General features: G+C 42.8%; 21 protein-coding genes and 2 pseudogenes. 13 read left to right on the plus strand and 10 right to left on the minus strand.

The genetic code is table 11. The features are described from left to right. Window positions 1-52 precede the first annotated feature (52 nt). Together serS and ACMFNG_RS08895 are read left to right on the plus strand one after the other, a co-directional pair. Entirely contained in the window at window positions 53-1,420 is a 1,368-nt protein-coding gene (serS, locus tag ACMFNG_RS08890) for a serine--tRNA ligase (RefSeq protein WP_011012345.1), read from the plus strand. Next, window positions 1,417-1,884, plus strand: coding sequence for a type II toxin-antitoxin system VapC family toxin (locus tag ACMFNG_RS08895; protein WP_011012346.1), 468 nt, complete (start codon window positions 1,417-1,419; stop codon window positions 1,882-1,884). Before serS ends, ACMFNG_RS08895 begins: the two co-directional genes overlap by 4 nt. Here ACMFNG_RS08895 and ACMFNG_RS08900 read toward each other — a convergent pair. From ACMFNG_RS08900 to bgaS, 3 genes are read right to left on the minus strand one after another with little or no spacing between them, the layout of a single operon-like run. Next, window positions 1,881-2,351: a type II toxin-antitoxin system VapC family toxin gene (locus tag ACMFNG_RS08900; RefSeq protein ID WP_011012347.1), complete on the minus strand. Its 471-nt coding sequence runs from the start codon at window positions 2,349-2,351 to the stop codon at window positions 1,881-1,883. The genes ACMFNG_RS08895 and ACMFNG_RS08900 overlap by 4 nt on opposite strands. Then, window positions 2,348-2,578, minus strand: coding sequence for a DUF7557 family protein (locus tag ACMFNG_RS08905; protein ID WP_011012348.1), 231 nt, complete (start codon window positions 2,576-2,578; stop codon window positions 2,348-2,350). Before ACMFNG_RS08905 ends, ACMFNG_RS08900 begins: the two co-directional genes overlap by 4 nt. A gap of 3 nt (window positions 2,579-2,581) precedes the next feature. Then, window positions 2,582-4,114, minus strand: a complete 1,533-nt coding sequence (gene bgaS / locus ACMFNG_RS08910) for a beta-galactosidase BgaS (RefSeq protein WP_011012349.1) — start codon at window positions 4,112-4,114, stop codon at window positions 2,582-2,584. 171 nt (window positions 4,115-4,285) lie between these two features. Here bgaS and ACMFNG_RS08915 point away from each other — a divergent pair, with 171 nt between their 5' ends. From ACMFNG_RS08915 to ACMFNG_RS08935, 5 genes are all read left to right on the plus strand, one after another. Beyond that, the gene (locus ACMFNG_RS08915; RefSeq protein WP_011012350.1) at window positions 4,286-6,154 is read left to right on the plus strand and encodes an ABC transporter substrate-binding protein; all 1,869 of its coding nucleotides are present in this window, start codon (window positions 4,286-4,288) and stop codon (window positions 6,152-6,154) included. 70 nt (window positions 6,155-6,224) lie between these two features. After that, window positions 6,225-7,211 carry an ABC transporter permease gene (locus ACMFNG_RS08920; protein ID WP_011012351.1) on the plus strand — a complete coding sequence of 329 codons (987 nt, stop codon included), beginning with the start codon at window positions 6,225-6,227 and terminating at the stop codon, window positions 7,209-7,211. Window positions 7,212-7,215: 4 nt separating this feature from the next. Then, the gene (locus tag ACMFNG_RS08925; protein WP_011012352.1) at window positions 7,216-8,148 is read left to right on the plus strand and encodes an ABC transporter permease; all 933 of its coding nucleotides are present in this window, start codon (window positions 7,216-7,218) and stop codon (window positions 8,146-8,148) included. Between the two features lies 1 nt (window position 8,149). Then, a complete protein-coding gene (locus ACMFNG_RS08930) occupies window positions 8,150-9,118 on the plus strand; it encodes an ABC transporter ATP-binding protein (protein ID WP_011012353.1) in 969 nt (322 codons plus the stop codon). Continuing rightward, the gene (locus tag ACMFNG_RS08935; RefSeq protein ID WP_011012354.1) at window positions 9,111-10,061 is read left to right on the plus strand and encodes an ABC transporter ATP-binding protein; all 951 of its coding nucleotides are present in this window, start codon (window positions 9,111-9,113) and stop codon (window positions 10,059-10,061) included. Before ACMFNG_RS08930 ends, ACMFNG_RS08935 begins: the two co-directional genes overlap by 8 nt. 183 nt (window positions 10,062-10,244) lie before the next feature. Here the strand turns inward: ACMFNG_RS08935 and ACMFNG_RS08940 are convergent, their stop codons facing one another. From ACMFNG_RS08940 to ACMFNG_RS08950, 3 genes and pseudogenes are all read right to left on the minus strand, one after another. Then, complete coding sequence (locus ACMFNG_RS08940) at window positions 10,245-10,742, minus strand: KH domain-containing protein (protein WP_011012355.1); 498 nt, start codon at window positions 10,740-10,742, stop codon at window positions 10,245-10,247. Between the two features lie 338 nt (window positions 10,743-11,080). Further along, complete coding sequence (locus ACMFNG_RS08945; RefSeq protein ID WP_011012356.1) at window positions 11,081-11,335, minus strand: hypothetical protein; 255 nt, start codon at window positions 11,333-11,335, stop codon at window positions 11,081-11,083. A 22-nt stretch (window positions 11,336-11,357) separates the two neighbouring features. Beyond that, window positions 11,358-11,805, minus strand: a pseudogene (locus ACMFNG_RS08950) (L-threonylcarbamoyladenylate synthase); the annotation flags it as partial. A 354-nt stretch (window positions 11,806-12,159) separates the two neighbouring features. Here ACMFNG_RS08950 and ACMFNG_RS08955 point away from each other — a divergent pair. Genes ACMFNG_RS08955 through ACMFNG_RS08965 form a run of 3 tightly spaced genes read left to right on the plus strand, consistent with a single transcriptional unit; the run spans window position 12,160 to window position 13,045 of the window. Then, window positions 12,160-12,336, plus strand: a complete 177-nt coding sequence (locus tag ACMFNG_RS08955) for a hypothetical protein (RefSeq protein ID WP_011012360.1) — start codon at window positions 12,160-12,162, stop codon at window positions 12,334-12,336. Between the two features lie 42 nt (window positions 12,337-12,378). Then, complete coding sequence (locus ACMFNG_RS08960) at window positions 12,379-12,729, plus strand: glycosyltransferase (protein WP_223209026.1); 351 nt, start codon at window positions 12,379-12,381, stop codon at window positions 12,727-12,729. Continuing rightward, window positions 12,668-13,045 carry a hypothetical protein gene (locus ACMFNG_RS08965; protein ID WP_011012361.1) on the plus strand — a complete coding sequence of 126 codons (378 nt, stop codon included), beginning with the start codon at window positions 12,668-12,670 and terminating at the stop codon, window positions 13,043-13,045. The genes ACMFNG_RS08960 and ACMFNG_RS08965 overlap by 62 nt, the downstream gene beginning before the upstream one ends. A gap of 71 nt (window positions 13,046-13,116) precedes the next feature. Here the strand turns inward: ACMFNG_RS08965 and ACMFNG_RS08970 are convergent, their stop codons facing one another. Both ACMFNG_RS08970 and ACMFNG_RS08975 read right to left on the minus strand, forming a co-directional pair. Next, entirely contained in the window at window positions 13,117-13,251 is a 135-nt protein-coding gene (locus ACMFNG_RS08970; RefSeq protein ID WP_430515268.1) for a hypothetical protein, read from the minus strand. Then, window positions 13,251-14,248, minus strand: a pseudogene (locus tag ACMFNG_RS08975) (hypothetical protein); the annotation flags it as partial. The gene ACMFNG_RS08970 and the pseudogene ACMFNG_RS08975, both read right to left, overlap by 1 nt. A gap of 96 nt (window positions 14,249-14,344) precedes the next feature. On the opposite strand from ACMFNG_RS08975, the gene ACMFNG_RS08980 reads away from it, so the two are divergent. Both ACMFNG_RS08980 and ACMFNG_RS08985 read left to right on the plus strand, forming a co-directional pair. Then, complete coding sequence (locus ACMFNG_RS08980) at window positions 14,345-14,581, plus strand: antitoxin VapB family protein (RefSeq protein ID WP_014835359.1); 237 nt, start codon at window positions 14,345-14,347, stop codon at window positions 14,579-14,581. Further along, window positions 14,554-14,925 (plus strand): type II toxin-antitoxin system VapC family toxin, encoded by a 372-nt coding sequence (locus ACMFNG_RS08985; protein ID WP_011012366.1) that lies wholly within the window; start codon window positions 14,554-14,556, stop codon window positions 14,923-14,925. Before ACMFNG_RS08980 ends, ACMFNG_RS08985 begins: the two co-directional genes overlap by 28 nt. A 619-nt stretch (window positions 14,926-15,544) precedes the next feature. Here ACMFNG_RS08985 and ACMFNG_RS08990 read toward each other — a convergent pair. Then, window positions 15,545-15,688: a hypothetical protein gene (locus ACMFNG_RS08990; RefSeq protein ID WP_011012367.1), complete on the minus strand. Its 144-nt coding sequence runs from the start codon at window positions 15,686-15,688 to the stop codon at window positions 15,545-15,547. Window positions 15,689-15,706: 18 nt separating this feature from the next. After that, window positions 15,707-15,988: a hypothetical protein gene (locus ACMFNG_RS08995; RefSeq protein WP_237718475.1), complete on the minus strand. Its 282-nt coding sequence runs from the start codon at window positions 15,986-15,988 to the stop codon at window positions 15,707-15,709. A gap of 237 nt (window positions 15,989-16,225) precedes the next feature. On the opposite strand from ACMFNG_RS08995, the gene ACMFNG_RS09000 reads away from it, so the two are divergent. Next, window positions 16,226-16,927, plus strand: a complete 702-nt coding sequence (locus ACMFNG_RS09000) for an IS6-like element ISPfu1 family transposase (RefSeq protein WP_430515106.1) — start codon at window positions 16,226-16,228, stop codon at window positions 16,925-16,927. The last annotated feature ends 59 nt before the right edge of the window (window positions 16,928-16,986 follow it).

The raw sequence follows: 16,986 nt of genomic DNA on the forward strand, positions 1-16,986 counted from the left end.
CTCGAACAATAAATATTTTAATGGTTTTGCTTCATTAGGGTAAGGGGTAAAAATGCTCGACATAAATTTAATCAGAAATAATCCAGAGCTCGTCAAGAACGATCTTAAGAAGAGGGGAGAGCTAGACAAAATTGCATGGATTGACGAGATACTTAGGTTAGATGAAGAGTGGAGGAAGAAGCTAAAAGAGATAAACAGGCTTAGGCACGAGAGAAATAAAATCGCAATAGAGATAGGGAAGAGGAAGAAGGCTGGAGAGCCAGTAGAGGATCTTCTGGCAAAAAGCAAAGAGATAGTTAAGAGGATAGAAGAATTAGAGAAGGAAGTTGAGGAGTTAAGAAAGAGAATAGACTACTACCTATGGAGGCTTCCAAACATAACCCATCCAAGCGTTCCCGTTGGGAAGGATGAGAATGACAACGTCCCCATAAGGTTCTGGGGGAAGGCTAAGGTTTGGAAAGGACACTTAGAGAGCTTCCTTGAGCAGAGCCAAGGAAAGATGGAGTATGAAGTTCTAGAGTGGAGACCAAAACTTCACGTCGACCTTTTGGAGATCCTCGGTGGGGCTGACTTTGCTAGAGCAGCAAAGGTTAGCGGTTCTAGATTCTATTACCTCCTAAACGAAATAGTCATACTTGACTTGGCATTGATAAGGTTTGCTTTGGATAGGCTAATAGAGAAGGGCTTCACCCCAGTTATCCCTCCCTACATGGTTAGAAGATTTGTCGAAGAAGGGTCGACTACATTCGAGGACTTTGAAGATGTTATATACAAGGTTGAAGGGGAAGACCTCTACTTAATCCCCACGGCCGAGCACCCATTGGCTGGCATGCACGCAAACGAGATTCTCGATGGAAAGGATTTACCTTTACTATATGTAGCTTTCAGCCCGTGCTTTAGAAAAGAGGCAGGGACCGCCGGAAAGGATACCAAGGGAATCTTTAGGGTTCACCAGTTCCACAAGGTTGAGCAGTTCGTCTATTCTAGACCTGAAGAGAGCTGGGAGTGGCATGAAAGGCTAGTTAGGAACGCTGAAGAGCTCTTCCAAGAGCTTGAGATTCCCTACAGAGTAGTTAACATCTGTACTGGAGATCTGGGTTACGTAGCCGCAAAGAAGTACGACATAGAGGCTTGGATGCCTGGGCAGGGGAGGTTTAGAGAAGTTGTTTCGGCAAGCAACTGTACAGACTGGCAGGCTAGGAGGTTGAACATTAGGTTTAGAGATAGAACTGACGAAAAGCCCAGGTACGTGCACACTTTAAACTCCACTGCAATAGCAACTTCTAGAGCAATAGTGGCAATTCTAGAGAACCACCAGCAGGAGGATGGAACTGTAAAGATACCCAGGGCGCTCTGGAAGTACACTGGATTCAAGGAGATAGTCCCGGTTGAGAAGAAGGAAGGGTGCTGCAAGGCATGAAGCTTGTCCTTGACTCTTCTGTTTTTATTCAGGGTGTTGAGGTGGAAGGTTACACAACGCCAAGTGTTGTTGAGGAGATTAAAGATAGAGAATCCAAGTTATTCCTAGAATCTTTAATATCTGCAGGAAAGGTAAGGGTGATTGAACCTTCAAAGGAGGCTATAGAGAAGATAATCCAAGCGGCTAGAGAGACTGGAGAGTTGGAGGAGCTAAGTAAGGCCGATATAGAGGTTTTAGCCTTGGCGTATGAGTTAAAGGCAACCATCTTTACAGATGACTACAACGTCCAGAACATAGCCTCCCTCCTGGGACTCAAGTTTAGAACCCTTAAGAAGGGAATCACGAGGGTAATGAAGTGGAGGTATGTATGTATAGGTTGTGGAAGAAAATTCTCGACCCTTCCCCCTGGGGGAATATGTCCAGACTGTGGGAGTAGAGTGAAGCTTATTCCCAGGAGGCGCTAGATTATTTTCTCCCTCTTTGCCTCCTCTCTAGCTAAAACTTCAACTTCCTCTAGAAATTTCTCGTAATTGACACAATCTAGCCCATACTTCCTTAAGGGGGAGTACTTTTCAGCATTGCCATTAACAACAAGAAGGGACTTAGATGTTATTGCTGAAACGGCCGTGATTAAATCCTCCAAGGTAAAGAAGTATCCATCTTTAATTAGAGATGCATCTATCTCGGCAATCTCTCCAAGCAGTTCATCCGTCAAGTCCACAATTTTAACGATGTCCCTCAGCTTTTGGACTTCCTCTTTTGGATTCTTCCCCTTGAAGGCCTTTGCCAAGAGATAAGCGTGAACGGTTGTAATTGGAAGGTAAATTTCGAACTCTGCAAGAACAAACTCTAAAAGCTCTTTATTTTGCTTTCTCGTAAGTTGAATAAAAGAAGGGGGGTCAAAGCTGATTTTTCGAGGCATTGGGTTCATTTCCTGCTTCCCTCCTCAACAAGCTTACTTCTATCCCTAATAACTGAAAGCACTAGTTCAGCCTCATCGTCTTCCAGTGAAATGCTTTCGGCCTTGGTCTCCAATTCTAAGGTATGCCACGCTTGTATTAGCTTTTTCAAGACTTCATCGTATGATTTTGCATCCAACCTAGCCTTGAGCTTTTTAATTGCCTCCCATGTTTCCTCATCAACTGCTATTGTCTTCATATTTCATCCCCTCAGCAATTCCTCTTCAATCTTTTTCGTAACACCATTATTGGCTACTATCTCTCTGAATATCGACACGCTCTTCTCCCTGGGAATTCTCTCCTTTGTAATTAGGTTGACTTCGTAGAGGCCAAAGCGCATTCTAAACCCGAGAGCCCACTCGAAGTTGTCAGTTAATGCCCAGTGGAAGTAGCCCTTAACTTCATACCCATCCTCAAAGGCCTTCTCTATCATCTTTATGTGGCTCGCTATGTAGTAAGGTCTTAGGATGTCCTTTGAATCCGCTATTCCGTTCTCCGTCACGTAAACTGGAACGCCGTACTTGTGAGCTTCAACTATTGAATCGTACATCCCCTCTGGATAGAGTTCCCATCCTATGTCGCTGACGGGTCTGTCATCCTTTGACAGAGTTCCAGGTCTGCAGGCATAGCCATATCCTTGAACTCCCTTAAAGGTGATCAGCGGGATTGAAGGAAACATTGGTTCCTGATACGTAACTACTTCCCTTGTGTAGTAATTAACCCCTATCCAGTCATTGCCCTTTAGATAGGGGGCATCTATAAACGTTTCACCGTCAAACTCTATATTAAGTTTTCCTTTGTGTATGGCCTCGAAGAACAGCCCTGAGTGGAAGAAGTTGTCGTTTTCTGCTGCCTTAACATCCTTGGAATCGTTCGGATCCTTGGGATAAGCAACTCCAATGTTGTTGTAAATTATACCAACTTCTGCAGGCTCTTTAGAATCCTTATCAGCTTTCTCAGTGTCAAACTTCTTTATCTGCCTATAAGCTAAAGCATGTGCATTTATCATGTGAAGTATCGCCAGCTTTGCGGCCTCTGGATTTAGAACCCCTGGAGGGAAGCCAGAGTAGGGGGCTAGGTAGCCAAGCTCAACAACCACCATAGGCTCATTAAACGTGCTCCACATATCCACTATATCTCCAAACTTATAGGCTATGTAAGCGGCATACTTTGCAAACTCTATAACTGTTCTTGGGTTAACCCAGCCGTTCCTCTTATTAGTTAACGCCCTCTCCCTAGCCTCAATGGGATCATGCAACCAATATGGAAGGGTGAAGTGATTTAGATTAACTATAACCTTAAACCCCTTGCTCCTCAGGCTGTTTATGACTGACCTATAGTAGGCCACCTCCCTCTTGTTGGCGATCTCATCTAACTCCTCCAAAGTGTCCTTGGTGATCTTTACATCTTCTATAAGGTTATATGATTCATTATAGCTATAATCAACATCAATAAATGTCGTTGGCCATGGGAATATTCTGCTCCACTCTATGCCTATTCTGTAAGCATTAAGACCCAGCTTTCTTGCAATCTCATGGTCCTTCTCATAAAGCTCGTAATTGTTAATCCCCTCCTCGGGAAGATCTCCACTAACGAGGCCTTTCTCTATATTTGTCTTATCCCTTACCCAGTGCCACCAATCAGTGTTAGTGTCAATATTCCTCCTGAGTTTATCCCCCATTTCAAACTGAAAACCCGATTGTGCCACACCCCAAAGGAACTTTTCAGGGAACATGATCCTCCCCCCTTATATTGTCAATAGTGAGTATCGTTATCATATCTTATAAGGCTTTCTAAATTTCTATAATTTGGCCCAATGATTATAAATATACAGCAAGATTTATAAGCATTGAGGATTTCATTATAATTGACAATGTGCTTTGTTGCATCCTTACGGGGTGATAGTATGAAGAGACTCGTTGGTGTACTAATTGGAGCGTTTGTAATATTTGGAGTTTTCGGCCAAGTAGTGGCCGCCCAGGAACAAGAACTTCCAAGGGAAGAAACACTATACGTTGGTGGTGGTCTCTGGAGCCAACCAAACAACTTCAATCCCCTTATCCCCTGGAGTGCCGTTACAGGAACCATTGGCTTGATTTACGAAACCTTGTTCAACTACGACCCATTAAACGATAAGCTAGAGCCCTGGCTTGCCGAGAGTGGAAGATGGGTTAGCGACAACGTATATGAGGTTAAACTTAGGGAAGGATTAACCTGGCAGGATGGAAAGCCACTAACAGCTGAGGACGTTAAGTTCACCTTCGAGCTCCACAAGAAGTATCCTGGTCTAGCATATCACCAGATGTGGGAGTGGCTCCAAGAGGTTAAGGTTATAGATGACAGAACAATCCAGTTTGTATTTAGCACTCCCCACTATGAAGAGTGGAAGTATCTACTTTATCAAATAGCAATTGTTCCGAAGCACATCTGGCAGAACATTGATAACCCAGTTGAATTCGCCAACGTTGACAACCCAGTTGGTTCTGGTCCCTACAAGCTCTACAAGACAGACCAGATGAGGTTCATTCTCGTTAGGAACGACAACTGGTGGGGAATCAAGTACTTCGGCAAGCCCGCTCCAAAGTACATAGTCTACGTTATAGTCTACAGCAACAACTTGGCATTATCAATGCTCGTCAAGGGTGAGCTCGACTGGAGCAACTTCTTCATCCCGGGTGTCCCAGATGTCAAGGCTCAGTATGGAATAGTTACCTGGTACGATGAACCACCATACCACCTACCAGCAAACACGGCATTCCTATTCCTCAACACCCAAAAGCCACCACTTGACAACCCAGAGTTCAGAAGGGCCATAGCCTATGCAATAAACCCAGAGGAGATAGCTGCCAGAGCATCCCAAAACCAGGTAACTCCAGCCGATCCCACAGGATTACTAATCCAGTATCCAGCATTCAAGAAGATATACAACAAGGAGGCCGTTGATAAGTACGGATTCAAGTATGATCCACAAAAGGCCATGGAGATACTCGACAAGCTAGGATTTAAGGATGTAAATGGTGATGGCTACAGAGAGTTCCCAGATGGAAAACCACTCAAGTTAACAATAATAGTCCCATTCGGATGGACCGACTGGATGGAGATGATCAGAGTAATAAGCGAGCAGTTGGCAATTGTTGGAATCAACGTCGAGCCCAAGTTCCCAGACTATTCAAAGTACTGGGATGACCTAACCAAGGGTAACTTCGACATGGCCATAAACAACTTCGGAAGCAACGTAGTTGCAACACCATGGCAATGGTTCAACTGGGTCCTCAACCAAGATGTCACTCCAATAGGAGAGAACTTCTACAACGGTAACTTCGGTAGATACAAGAATGAGAGAGTTGCAGAGCTCCTAGAGCTCATAAACGTTGAGAAGGATGAGAACAAGAAGCTTCAATACTACTACGAGCTACAGGAGATATTCCTCAAAGACTTGCCATACATACCAATAATCTACAACGGTGCATGGTTTGAGGCAAGCCCAGAGCACTGGACCAACTGGCCTACAGCAAAGAACCCATACGCATTCCCAATAAGCTGGAACGGATACTGGCAGATGGGTGGAGTGAAGGTGCTACTCAATATCAAGCCAGTAAAGGCAGCTACAGAAACAACAACTACAGAGGAGAAGACTGAAACGATAGTTCAGACTGTTACCGTTACTCCAACAGAGACGGCAACTTCATCAACAGAAACAGGAGGAATCTGTGGACCAGCAATATTAGTTGGTTTAGCCGTAGTCCCACTCCTCCTAAGGAGGAGAAGATCTTAACCTTCTAATTTATTTATTTTTTTGCAGAATTTTAAGAAAAAGTCAAGGAGGGAGAAAATTGGCCAGCGGAATGATGAACTACCTCAAGAGGAAGATAGTGATATACATTTTAACATTCATATTTGCCGTCACAATAGACTTTATAATTCCCAGGCTGATGCCTGGGGATCCAATAGCTGTGTTATTATCTAGATTCGCTACAATGCCCCAAGCAACTCAATACCTTCATGGGTATTTTATTGAGGCATTTGGATTAAATAAGCCTTTATGGGAACAATACATAACATTTTGGAAGGCCGTCCTTCACGGTGATTTAGGAATTAGTATATATTTCTACCCAAAACCCGTTGCTCAAATTATAAAGGAAGCTTTACCTTATGATTTAGCCTTACTTGTCCCCTCAATAGTTGCGAGCTGGATTGTTGGTAATTGGTTGGGAGCTTACGCTGGTAAAAATAGGAAGCTCGACTCTTATTTAATGCCCGTATTCTTCTTCCTCCAAGCATCACCTTACTTCTGGTTTGCAATCCTCTTAGCCTATATATTCTCAGTTAAGTTAGAATTGTTCCCGCTCTCAGGTGCCTACAGTTATGGAATAATCCCCTCACTCAGCTGGGCATTCATAAAGGACTACCTACACCACTGGGTGCTGCCATTCCTCAGCCTATTCCTAGTCCAACTTGGTGGATGGGCCATAGGTATGAGAAACATGATAATCTATGAGCTCGAGGCAGACTATGTGAGGTACCTAGAAGCTCTAGGATCGAGCGAAAGAACAGTCATGAGGCATGCATTCAAAAACGCAATGCTACCCCAGATAACAGGATTAGCACTCCAGCTCGGACTGATAGTTGCCGGTAACGTCACCGTTCAAGTTGTTTTCTCATACCCAGGAATAGGGTATATCCTCATGCAAGGAATACTCAACCAGGACTACTTCCTAATCCAGGGCTGCTTCCTTGTTATAATCCTAACGGTCCTAGCTGCCAACTTCATAATAGACATAATGTACGCCCTAATCGATCCAAGAATAAAGGCCGCCTACGTGGAGGGATGAAGAAATGCCAGTTGGAAAATCAAAGTTTGAAGTCCTCAAAATCGCGCTAAAAAACATAAAGTTTAAAGTTGGGCTTGGAATCGTCATATTCTTTGCCCTATTCGCGATCATCGGCCCATTATTAGTCCCCTTTGACAACATGGGCTATTACCCAATAAAGGTTGGGGATAGAGTGATACCAAAGCCAACAGAACCAGCCCTACCCCCTGGGAGCTTATCCAAAGTCTTCACCCCAAACGGAACAGTTGAGGTTAAGCACTACCTGGGAACTGACAGCTTCGGAAGGGACGTCTACGCTCAACTGACATATGGTTTGAGGTCTTCACTAATAGTAGGACTGCTCGCGGGCAGTATAGCTACGGCAATCGGTCTCCTAATAGGTTTCATAGCGGGATACAAGGGAGGGCTGGTGGATGAGATACTAATGATGATCACGAACATAATGCTTGTAATCCCAACAATGGCTCTACTGATCATAATCGCAGCCTACCTCCCCTACAGAGGTATAGGAATTGAGAGCGTTATTATCGGTCTAACAGCCTGGCCTTGGACTGCCAGAGCTGTTAGAGCTCAAACTTTGTCGCTGAAAAGGAGAGAGTTCGTTGATCTATCAAAGCTAAGCGGTCAAAGTGATCTACAGATAATCTTCGGAGAGATACTTCCGAACATGGTGTCTTACGTCTTCATGGTCTTCATACTTCAGTTCAGTGGAGCAATATTAGCTGCTGTAGGTCTTGACTTCCTTGGCCTTGGACCAACTAAGGGAATGTCCTTAGGAATAATGCTCCAGATGGCGGTGTTGTGGAATGCAATAAACCTCGGCTACTGGTGGTGGGCAATTCCCCCAGGATTGGTCATAGCCATCCTAATTACCGGGCTATATATGATCAATCTTGGTCTTGAGGAGGTGTTTAATCCGAGGTTGAGGAGGGAGTGAGATGCTTAAGGTTGAGAACCTCAAGATTTACTATTCAACCCCAATCGGATTTGTAAAAGCAGTTGATGGAGTAAGTTTCGAAGTCAAGAAGGGGGAAGTGTTTGGAATTGCTGGAGAGAGCGGTTGTGGGAAATCAACCCTCGTCCACTCCCTAATCCTCAGAAAACCACCAATGACACACAAAGGCGGAAAAGCAATCTTCAAGGGGAAAGACTTAATGAAACTCTCGAGGGAGGAGGCAAGAAAAATCCAATACAAGGAGTTATCAATAATCCCACAATACGCAATGAACGCCCTAAACCCAACGAAAAAAATCAAGGACATAGTATGGGACTTGGCAAGGGAACACGGCATGCAAGATAGAGAGGAAGTCGAAAAACTCTTGAAAGAAAGACTAAGCATGGTAAAACTCTCACCAAAGGTCGCCGAAATGTACCCAGTGGAATTGAGTGGAGGAATGAGGCAGAGAGCCACAATGGTAGTCTCAACCCTCCTAAACCCAGACTTGCTAATTGCTGATGAGCTAACATCAGCCCTAGACGTGACAACACAAAGAGTTGTCATTGAATTACTCCACTACTTCATGCAGGAGGGGATTGTAAAATCAATAATCTTCGTTACACACGATCTAGCCTTGCTAAAACAGATTGCAGACAGGGTTATGGTGATGTACGCGGGGAAGGTTGTTGAAATCGGGCCAATGGAGGAGGTTTTAGAATCCCCAGCCCACCCCTACACGCAAATGCTCCTCGACTCCCTCCCAAGAATGGGTGTACACTACAAGAGGCAAAAACTCCACGGAATCCCAGGTTATCCAATAAGCCTACTAAACCCACCCCAAGGTTGCAGATTCTACACAAGATGCCCCTACGCAATGGAACACTGTCCAAAAATAGAGCCAAAATTAGTCCAAGTCTCCAAAGAGCATTACGCAGCCTGCCACCTCCTCGGGGGTGAGGGAAGTGCTTGAACTCGAGAATGTGACAAAAACCTTCACCTCGGGACTCTTTGGTGGATATGAGATTAGGGCAGTGGATGGAGTATCATTCAAGGTTGAGGAGGGTGAGATAGTAAGCTTGATAGGGGAGAGTGGGAGTGGGAAGACTACAATCGGAAAACTAATCCTAAGGTTGATTAAGCCAACTTCTGGGAGGATACTCTTCAAGGGGGAGGACATTTGGAGTTTTGACAAGGAGAGGTTGAGGAGGTATTATTACAAGAACGTGCAGGCAGTCTTCCAAGACCCCTTCGCCAGCTTCAACCCCCTCCACAAGGTTGACAGAGTCTTCGACCTAGTATTCAAGAACTTCCTGGGGAATGTTGGTGAAGAGGAGAAAAAAGAAATGATCAAGAGGAGTTTAGAAAGCGTAGGCCTTAACCCCAGTGAAGTGTTGGGAAAATACCCACACCAGTTGAGTGGAGGGCAATTACAAAGAATCCTAATTGCCAGGGCATTACTCGTTGAACCATCACTCTTGATTGCAGATGAGGCAGTGTCAATGCTCGATGCTTCAACTAGAATTGACATTCTAAACTTGTTGGGCGAATTCAGGGATAGGGTTGGGACTTCAGTAATCTTCATTACACATGATTTAGCCTTGGGTTATTACATTAGTGATAAGGTTGTGATCATGTACAGGGGGAGGATTGTCGAGTGGGGTGATGCTGAGAAAATCTTCAACAACCCCCTACACCCCTACACGAGAATGTTGCTGGAGAGTGTTCCTGACTTGAATGTGAAGTGGGAGTTTAAGGGGATTGAGCCTGAGAGGGAAGAGGAAGGGATTTATGAGATTCAAGGCTGCAGGTACGCGCCCAGATGCCCTTACGCTAGAGAAGAATGCTACAAAAAACCACCACAAACAACCCAACCAGAAAAAAACCACCACGTAGCATGTTATCTTTACAAGTAAAATCAGCAAAGGTAAAATAAGATTTGAGGTTAAATCAGAAGCTATAAAATTAGAAAGGGCGTCAGCGCTCATAGGGCTCTTCATCTTTCCGTCTTTACATTTCATCATCCGTCGGTGCCAGTCCCTATCATCACTCGCCAAAAAATAAATCTCTAAAAAATTATTAAAAGTTTTGCCAAAAAATTAAATAAAGGATATCTTTGTCTCCACGCCGGTGATTTGAGTTAATATGCTCTCGAGGACTTCAGACTTCTCTGGGAGCTTGCTCTTGTCCCTGCTAAAAACTAAAACTTTGTAGTATTGCCCACCATCAGGCTTGTACACAACATTTACGCCAAAGACGCCAGCTGGGTAAAGTAGATCAACAGCAAGCTTCTTAACGTCATCTGTACTCTCTATTACCCTAACCCTCTTTCCTAACTCCCTAGTGAGATACTTTATGTTCTTCCCGCCCTTTCCAATAACTATGGGAACATCGCCTTCTCCCACTATGAGAACTATAAGATCTCCTGCCTCAACTGCCTTCTTGAACTCCACATCAGCATCTCCGAGCAACTTGTAGAGCATTCTTGAGATTTTAACGTCCAGCTCAGTTATAATACCCTCCTCCAGCTTTTTTTCATCCGCAGGACAGAGAATATCCTCGGTTTTCAAACAAACCTCACAGATCGGCGCCTTCACTCTTCTCACCTCCAGCTGAGAATTAGGGCTAAAACCACTACACAAAGAGCACTTAAAAATCTTTCTTAAATAATAGCATTGAAATCCTCTGGCTCGTCTTAGCTCAACCTCATACAGGTTCTAAAGAAAGGATTATATTTATCTCCAAAGCCAGCTTGCGATCTTCTGCAAAGACATGGGAAATTTATAAGCTCATAATTTTAAGGCAATGGAACTAAAAGTGGTTATCATCTCACTTATAAGGGTGAAGTCTCTACTCAAGTCTACCACTACTATTATTGCATCAACAGCAGAGACTGGCATCTCCTGTTCAACTATCTTTTATGGTACTCCTAAGGCTAGAAACACTCTTCAAGTGTAGTAGCTGTATTTACTTCAAAATCGAGCCCTATTCCACGTGGAATCTCATAAGGTTCATTATCGTAGTGTATCCAGCAATTTTTTCTTTTTTGATCTTTTGATCTTACGGCATCTATTATCACGTTTGTGTCGTAAAGCTTCTTAGGTGCTTCCACTCCGCTTCTCATGTAATACTCCTCATACTTTTCGATTGGAGTCTCCTTAATTCTTCTCTCAAAATCCTTACCTAGCATTTTGAAGAAATTCCTGCTAGACTATCCTCCCGTAGAAGTCATTTGCAACGTGTTCTGGAGTAATAGGAATAGGTTTTCCGCTTATGTTTGCTGAGGGAGCAGCTATGGGCTTTTTACTGAACTCTATGAGCTTTGAGGCTATTTCATTCGCGGACATCCTTATCGTTACAGTAGTATCTAAACCTTCTGTGGTTCCGTCTGGTACAAGTTCTCTCCTTGGGAAGACTATCGTCAATGAACCGGACCAAAACCTCTCGGCTAAAACCTTAACTTCCTCGGAAACTTCCCTAGCTAGCCCGTAACTGGGAGAATTTAGCCATGTACACTATAAGTAGGTTATCTGTTGGTCTTCCCTTGGCTTCAAATATCCTCTTCACAGCTTCCCCGTTCAAGGCGTCATCTCCTAGACCATAGATGGTTTCTGTGGGAAAAGCCACTAGCTTATCCCCCTTTATGAGCTTAGCAGCTATCCTATGGTCATTTTATTATCTTCCCGTAAGATCCTCTTGCAGGACTCCTCCATGCTGTAAAACTTTGAAATCCTGTAAGAGATCGCTCCAGCTTTTCTCCTCCCTCCTGGGGTTCAGGAGCTCTTTTAAATACTCGTACGCTTCACCAAGGGTTTGAAAAGGTGCAACCGTTCTTCCTATCCCTTATCCCACTCTCCTTCCCACGGATGGAACCTTAAAAGAGTTGGCTTCAAGGACAACTAAGCCAAAGCCCTCCCTTTTAGGGAAAGGGATAAAAAAGGTTTTAGTTCCAAATAGCAGATAACTAAGCAGTTTAGCATAAAGCAAAAAGAATTAAATTTTTATTTACCTTCGATGAAAATAGCTTACATCTATGATACAATATATCCCTTTGTAAAAGGAGGGGTGGAAAAAAGGGTGTATGAAATAGGGCGAAGATTAGCAAAGAAGCATGAAGTTTACTGGTTTTCCCTTAATTGGAATAACAATGGTGACTTAAAGGGAATAAAGCTGCGTACAGTCAGAAAATGAGATCATATTTACAAGGGTGGTAGACGATCGATTGGGGAAGCCATATATTTTGCCAGTAAACTTCTTCTAAAATTTAAGGGAAAGTTTGACATAATTGACTGTCAGGAATTTTCATATCTTTCTTGTCTTTCAGCAAAGTTTCATAGTGTAACAAGAAAAATCCCTCTCGTAATTACATGGCACGAACTGTGGAAGGATTATTGGCGTGATTACTTAGGAGGGCTAGGAAAAGTGGGAGAGAAAATTGAAATTTTAACTTCAAAGCTAACAACTTATAATGTTTCGGTTTCCAGGCTTACTCAAAAGAGACTAATGAAGTTAGGCGTTCGGAGTGCATTCTCATGGCTTAGTTGTTCTTCCCATAAGCTCTTCCATTGGAGCGCTAGTGTTTGAGAGGGGAAGATACAGGGTTATAGCAAAGCCCGGCGAAGGGTGGAATGTTGTAATAAATGCTGATGGAAGGGCAATTACTCCAAAGGAGGTCTATGTGGAATACAAGGGGAAAATCATTAAGCCGAACTTAACATCCTCGAACTTCAACGCTTACCTCTACATCAACCTCAACTACAAGTATGCAGTGCTTATGAATGAAGAAGAATTCAACACAACCCTTGCAAGGCTTTTTATAAGGCCTGAAGAGCTTTACGAGCTGGTTTACTCTAATAGTGGAATTGTAAAAAATACTGAAGCTCGAGCATCCCAACGTTGAGGTTAAGAGAGCTATCGGTAAAATAATATTCCATATCTGGCTTATCTCCCCTAGCAACTGGATATATCTCCTCAGGGTAGAAGACCTTCGTGTCCCACTTCTCTCCATTTGGCCCTCTTATTCCCTTTATCAACGTCTGCTATCCCCAACTTAATTCTCACTTTCCTCCAAGGTTTCATATTCTTATGAGACTTGGCCACTTTCATCACTCCACAAATGGATTCTCAAAGCTCCTTATAACTTCATAGACTTCTGGCCTCCTCATGTACTCTGGAGGTTGTTCCCCGTTCATTATCATCTTTCTGAGCTTTGTGCCGCCTATGTGGACGTGGAATTCTTCACTGTGAGGGCAGATCTTCGCATTAACCATTCCACCATACTTCTTACAGTAGAAGACCTCCCTTATGAACATTGGAGTTATCCTCAGGTCTGGGAACTCGTTGAAGTCTTCCTCATTATCGCGTGGTGAGTAGTGTTCGAACAATACTTCATAATAAGATAATAAGCTTTAATTATGACCTCATCCTTGTAGTCCCCCTTCTTCTTCCTTCCTAGCACTGGATTTATGAAGAGGCCATCCACGAATGTTAAGGCGGCTTTTTGGACATATTCATGACCCAAGTGAGGGACATTCCTCGTCTGGAATGCTACTATAGTCTTCCAACCCCTCTCCTTGAAGAGAATCCTAGTCTCCACTGGCCTTAGAGTATACTTGGCAAACGGGTTCGGGAGCTCATTTAACAGTTCAATCCCCCCACCAACTAGGTATTTACCCATTGAATAAACCCTCGCAACCCCTAGGTGATTTGGATCATCCGTCTTGAATACCTTCACAGCAAACTCCTTCTTGTCATAGGTGTAGATGTCCTCAACGTGCATTCTGGCTATGGGAGGGTTCTCATAGTATAGTAAAATTGCATCTCCCCCCTCAAAGGTAGGTTCTCCAACATCGAGGACTATTGGGATTGTCCAGGGAGTATCATCACTCAATCTCATATAATCAAGAACGCTCTCAAAGTCCTCCCTCGTTAGAAATCCCTTAAGGGGAGAATAAACCCCATGAGCAATGTTCTCCAGATCTATAGCTCTCCCATGGTCTATTTGAACTCTGGGATATTCATGTTGCTCACTGAGAATCCTTTCCCTAGTTCTTGGTGCAGCTATTCTCCTAATCAGCTTTCCTCCGTGGGGCTTTGATACCATTTGTATCACCTAAAGTAAGCCATGTTCTTGTCTGTCCATCCAAACTCCATAACGCTTAAATATGATGCATGCATTCAATGTATTATGGTGAGTATTATGGTTAAGACAATCACTATCTCGGATGATGTCTATAACGAGTTACTCCGAATCAAGGGAAATAAGTCGTTTAGCGAAGTCCTCAGAGAACTGTTAAAAGAAAGAAAGGGGAATAAAGAGGTTCTCAAGCGTATTTTTGGTATTTTAAGTGAAGAGGAATATCAGGAAGTTAAGAAGAGGCTTAAAGAGCTTGAGGGAGAGTTCGAGAAATGGGAGCAGTCCTTGACACAAATGTGATAATCGAAATAGCTCGAGGAAACCGAAGAATCCTTGAAAAAGTACTGAGTACAGATAGCACCTTTTATATAACCTCAATAACAAAGTTTGAAATATTTTTGGGATTTCCAAAAAAGGAAGAATTAATTTGGTTAAACTCACTTGAAGAACTTCCATTTGACGGGAAGAGTGCTGAGATAGCAGCATATCTCTACAAAAAGCTCAGAGAAAAAGGAATAATGCTAGGAATACGAGACTTGTTTATTGGCTCAATAGCCCTAGTTAACGACCTCCCTTTAATAACACTAGATAAGGACTTTTTACACCTCAAAGAGTTTGGACTTGAAGTGGAGATTTTGAGGTAGTTTTGTCCTTTAATAAAGAGTTCAAAAATATCTTGATTCACCGAATCTCATGAGCTCTCCTTTTTCTGTCAAAAATATTCTCAAATTATCTATTCCCTCTCAATTTTCCCAACAATTTGCATGAATTTTCCCTCTAAACTTTCCATATTAACACTTATTTTTATTTCAACGAACTTATAGGGTGCTTAATTTTCTCTCCTCCTTTCTACACTGTAAAACCATTCTTCTTGTCGAGTTCAATATGGTTCTTCAATATTCTCAGTGGATGGATTACTTCTTCTCTACTAGATCCGTTATCCTCATCTTACTTATCATCTTTCCTCGAGTGCTCTTCGGCCCATCTGGTATTTATTAAAATTCCAAATAGTCAAATATTTGGTTCAAGAGCATCAACACTACTCGGGTTACAGCCTTTTAATCCTCAGAAAACCAAGAAACATTAGGATAAAACTCTCGTTTTGTGATTCTCTGAATTTTTTATGATACAGCTTTAAGGAAATGACACTCAAGAAAAGTTGAGAAGAATCATCAAAGAAGTTAAATATTGAAAAGCTAGATGTAAGGAGGTAGTGTCAAAGGCGGCAATATTATGTCTTCAAGATCTGAAAAATAAACTATATTATTCCCACCACTCGAGAGCTTTATGCTGAAGTTCAACTGATGAATACTTACTTTTCAACTCCCTTAAAGCCCCCTTCCACGTAAACTTAAGCCCTTTTCTCTTCTTTACTCTCTTTCCGATAAAATTTTTGAAAAAGTCCATAACCATCTCACCACAACTTTAATAACTGTTTATCATCCAGTATTTCCCATTTCTTAGTCCTTTCCTCTTGAGTTCTTCAAACTTTTCCTTATCTATTTTGTAAAATCCATCATCATACAAAACATTTCCATAAGAAATAGCATCGAGTGCAGTTGGGGAGAGGTTTTTCAACGCCTTCAAGAACTCCTCCCTTGTGTAGGCTATTATGTCAACTGATAGAAAATCTCCATTTAAGGCATACAATTGTTTTGTTCTTTTCAGCGGATTCTTATCTAACCTATCAAATAACAACGATGTCAAAGTCACTGACCTTGTTATAATCCCCCTCTAGCGTATGAGCCAAAAAGAATTACAGTAGCTTCTCCGTTTAAATATTTAACTATCCTATCTACGAGTTTTTTTAGTTGTTTTAAGCTCATCTGCAACCGCCTCAACAAATTTTATTATCTTTTCGGCATAATCGATGATACTGTTAGGATAAGCTGTGGGGTGTCAGGTTTAAGTTACTGGCAGTACTTTAGAAAAAGAAGGGGGAACATGAAGTCTGAAACCATTATTTACTGGGTGGTTTCAGCCTTAAAACCCTTTCGTCGCAACAAAATCCCACCAGAAAAGAAAATCAGGGGAGTAGAATTATACCTGCGAGGCCTCAGTTACCGGCAAACCGCCAGAATACTCAAAATCAGTCACGTAACAGTCTGGGAGGCAGTCCAAAAACTCGCAGAAGCAGTTTACAAGCCAAAAATCCTCGCAGTCAAAAAACAGCGAAACTTCATCGCAGTTGACGAAACAGTAATAAAAATCAACGGGAAGAAAAGATACCTCTGGGCTGCAATTGACGTTGAGAGCAAGGAAGTTTTAGCAGTCTGGATTACGACTGTTAGAAACTGGTGGATTGCCAGGGACTTCATTCTAGTTGTTTTAAAGTCGTGTGAAGGGCAGCCTGTCTTTCTGGTTGACAGGGCGAGCTGGTATAAGTCTGCTTTTAAGAGTTTGAGGTTGGGTTATCTGCATGTGACTTTCGGGCCGAGGAACAGTGTTGAGCGCTGGTTTAGGACGTTGAAGGAGAGGACGAAGCGTTTCTGGAATAATTTCAGGGGTAAAGACTGGAGGAGGGTTCATAGGTTTGTTTTTCTGTTTGCCTTCTGGTATAATTTTGTCAGAATTCATTCTAGTTTTGGTGATCCGCCTGGTGATGTTACTGAATGGCTTCAGGAGGTGATGCCCCAGTTATCCTAACAGTATCAGATGCAGGATAAAAATTATATAACCAATCTGACTTTCAACATTGGGAGGTA

The organism is Pyrococcus woesei (genome assembly GCF_050496105.1).
In the GTDB taxonomy this organism is placed as follows: Archaea; Methanobacteriota_B; Thermococci; order Thermococcales; family Thermococcaceae; genus Pyrococcus; species Pyrococcus furiosus.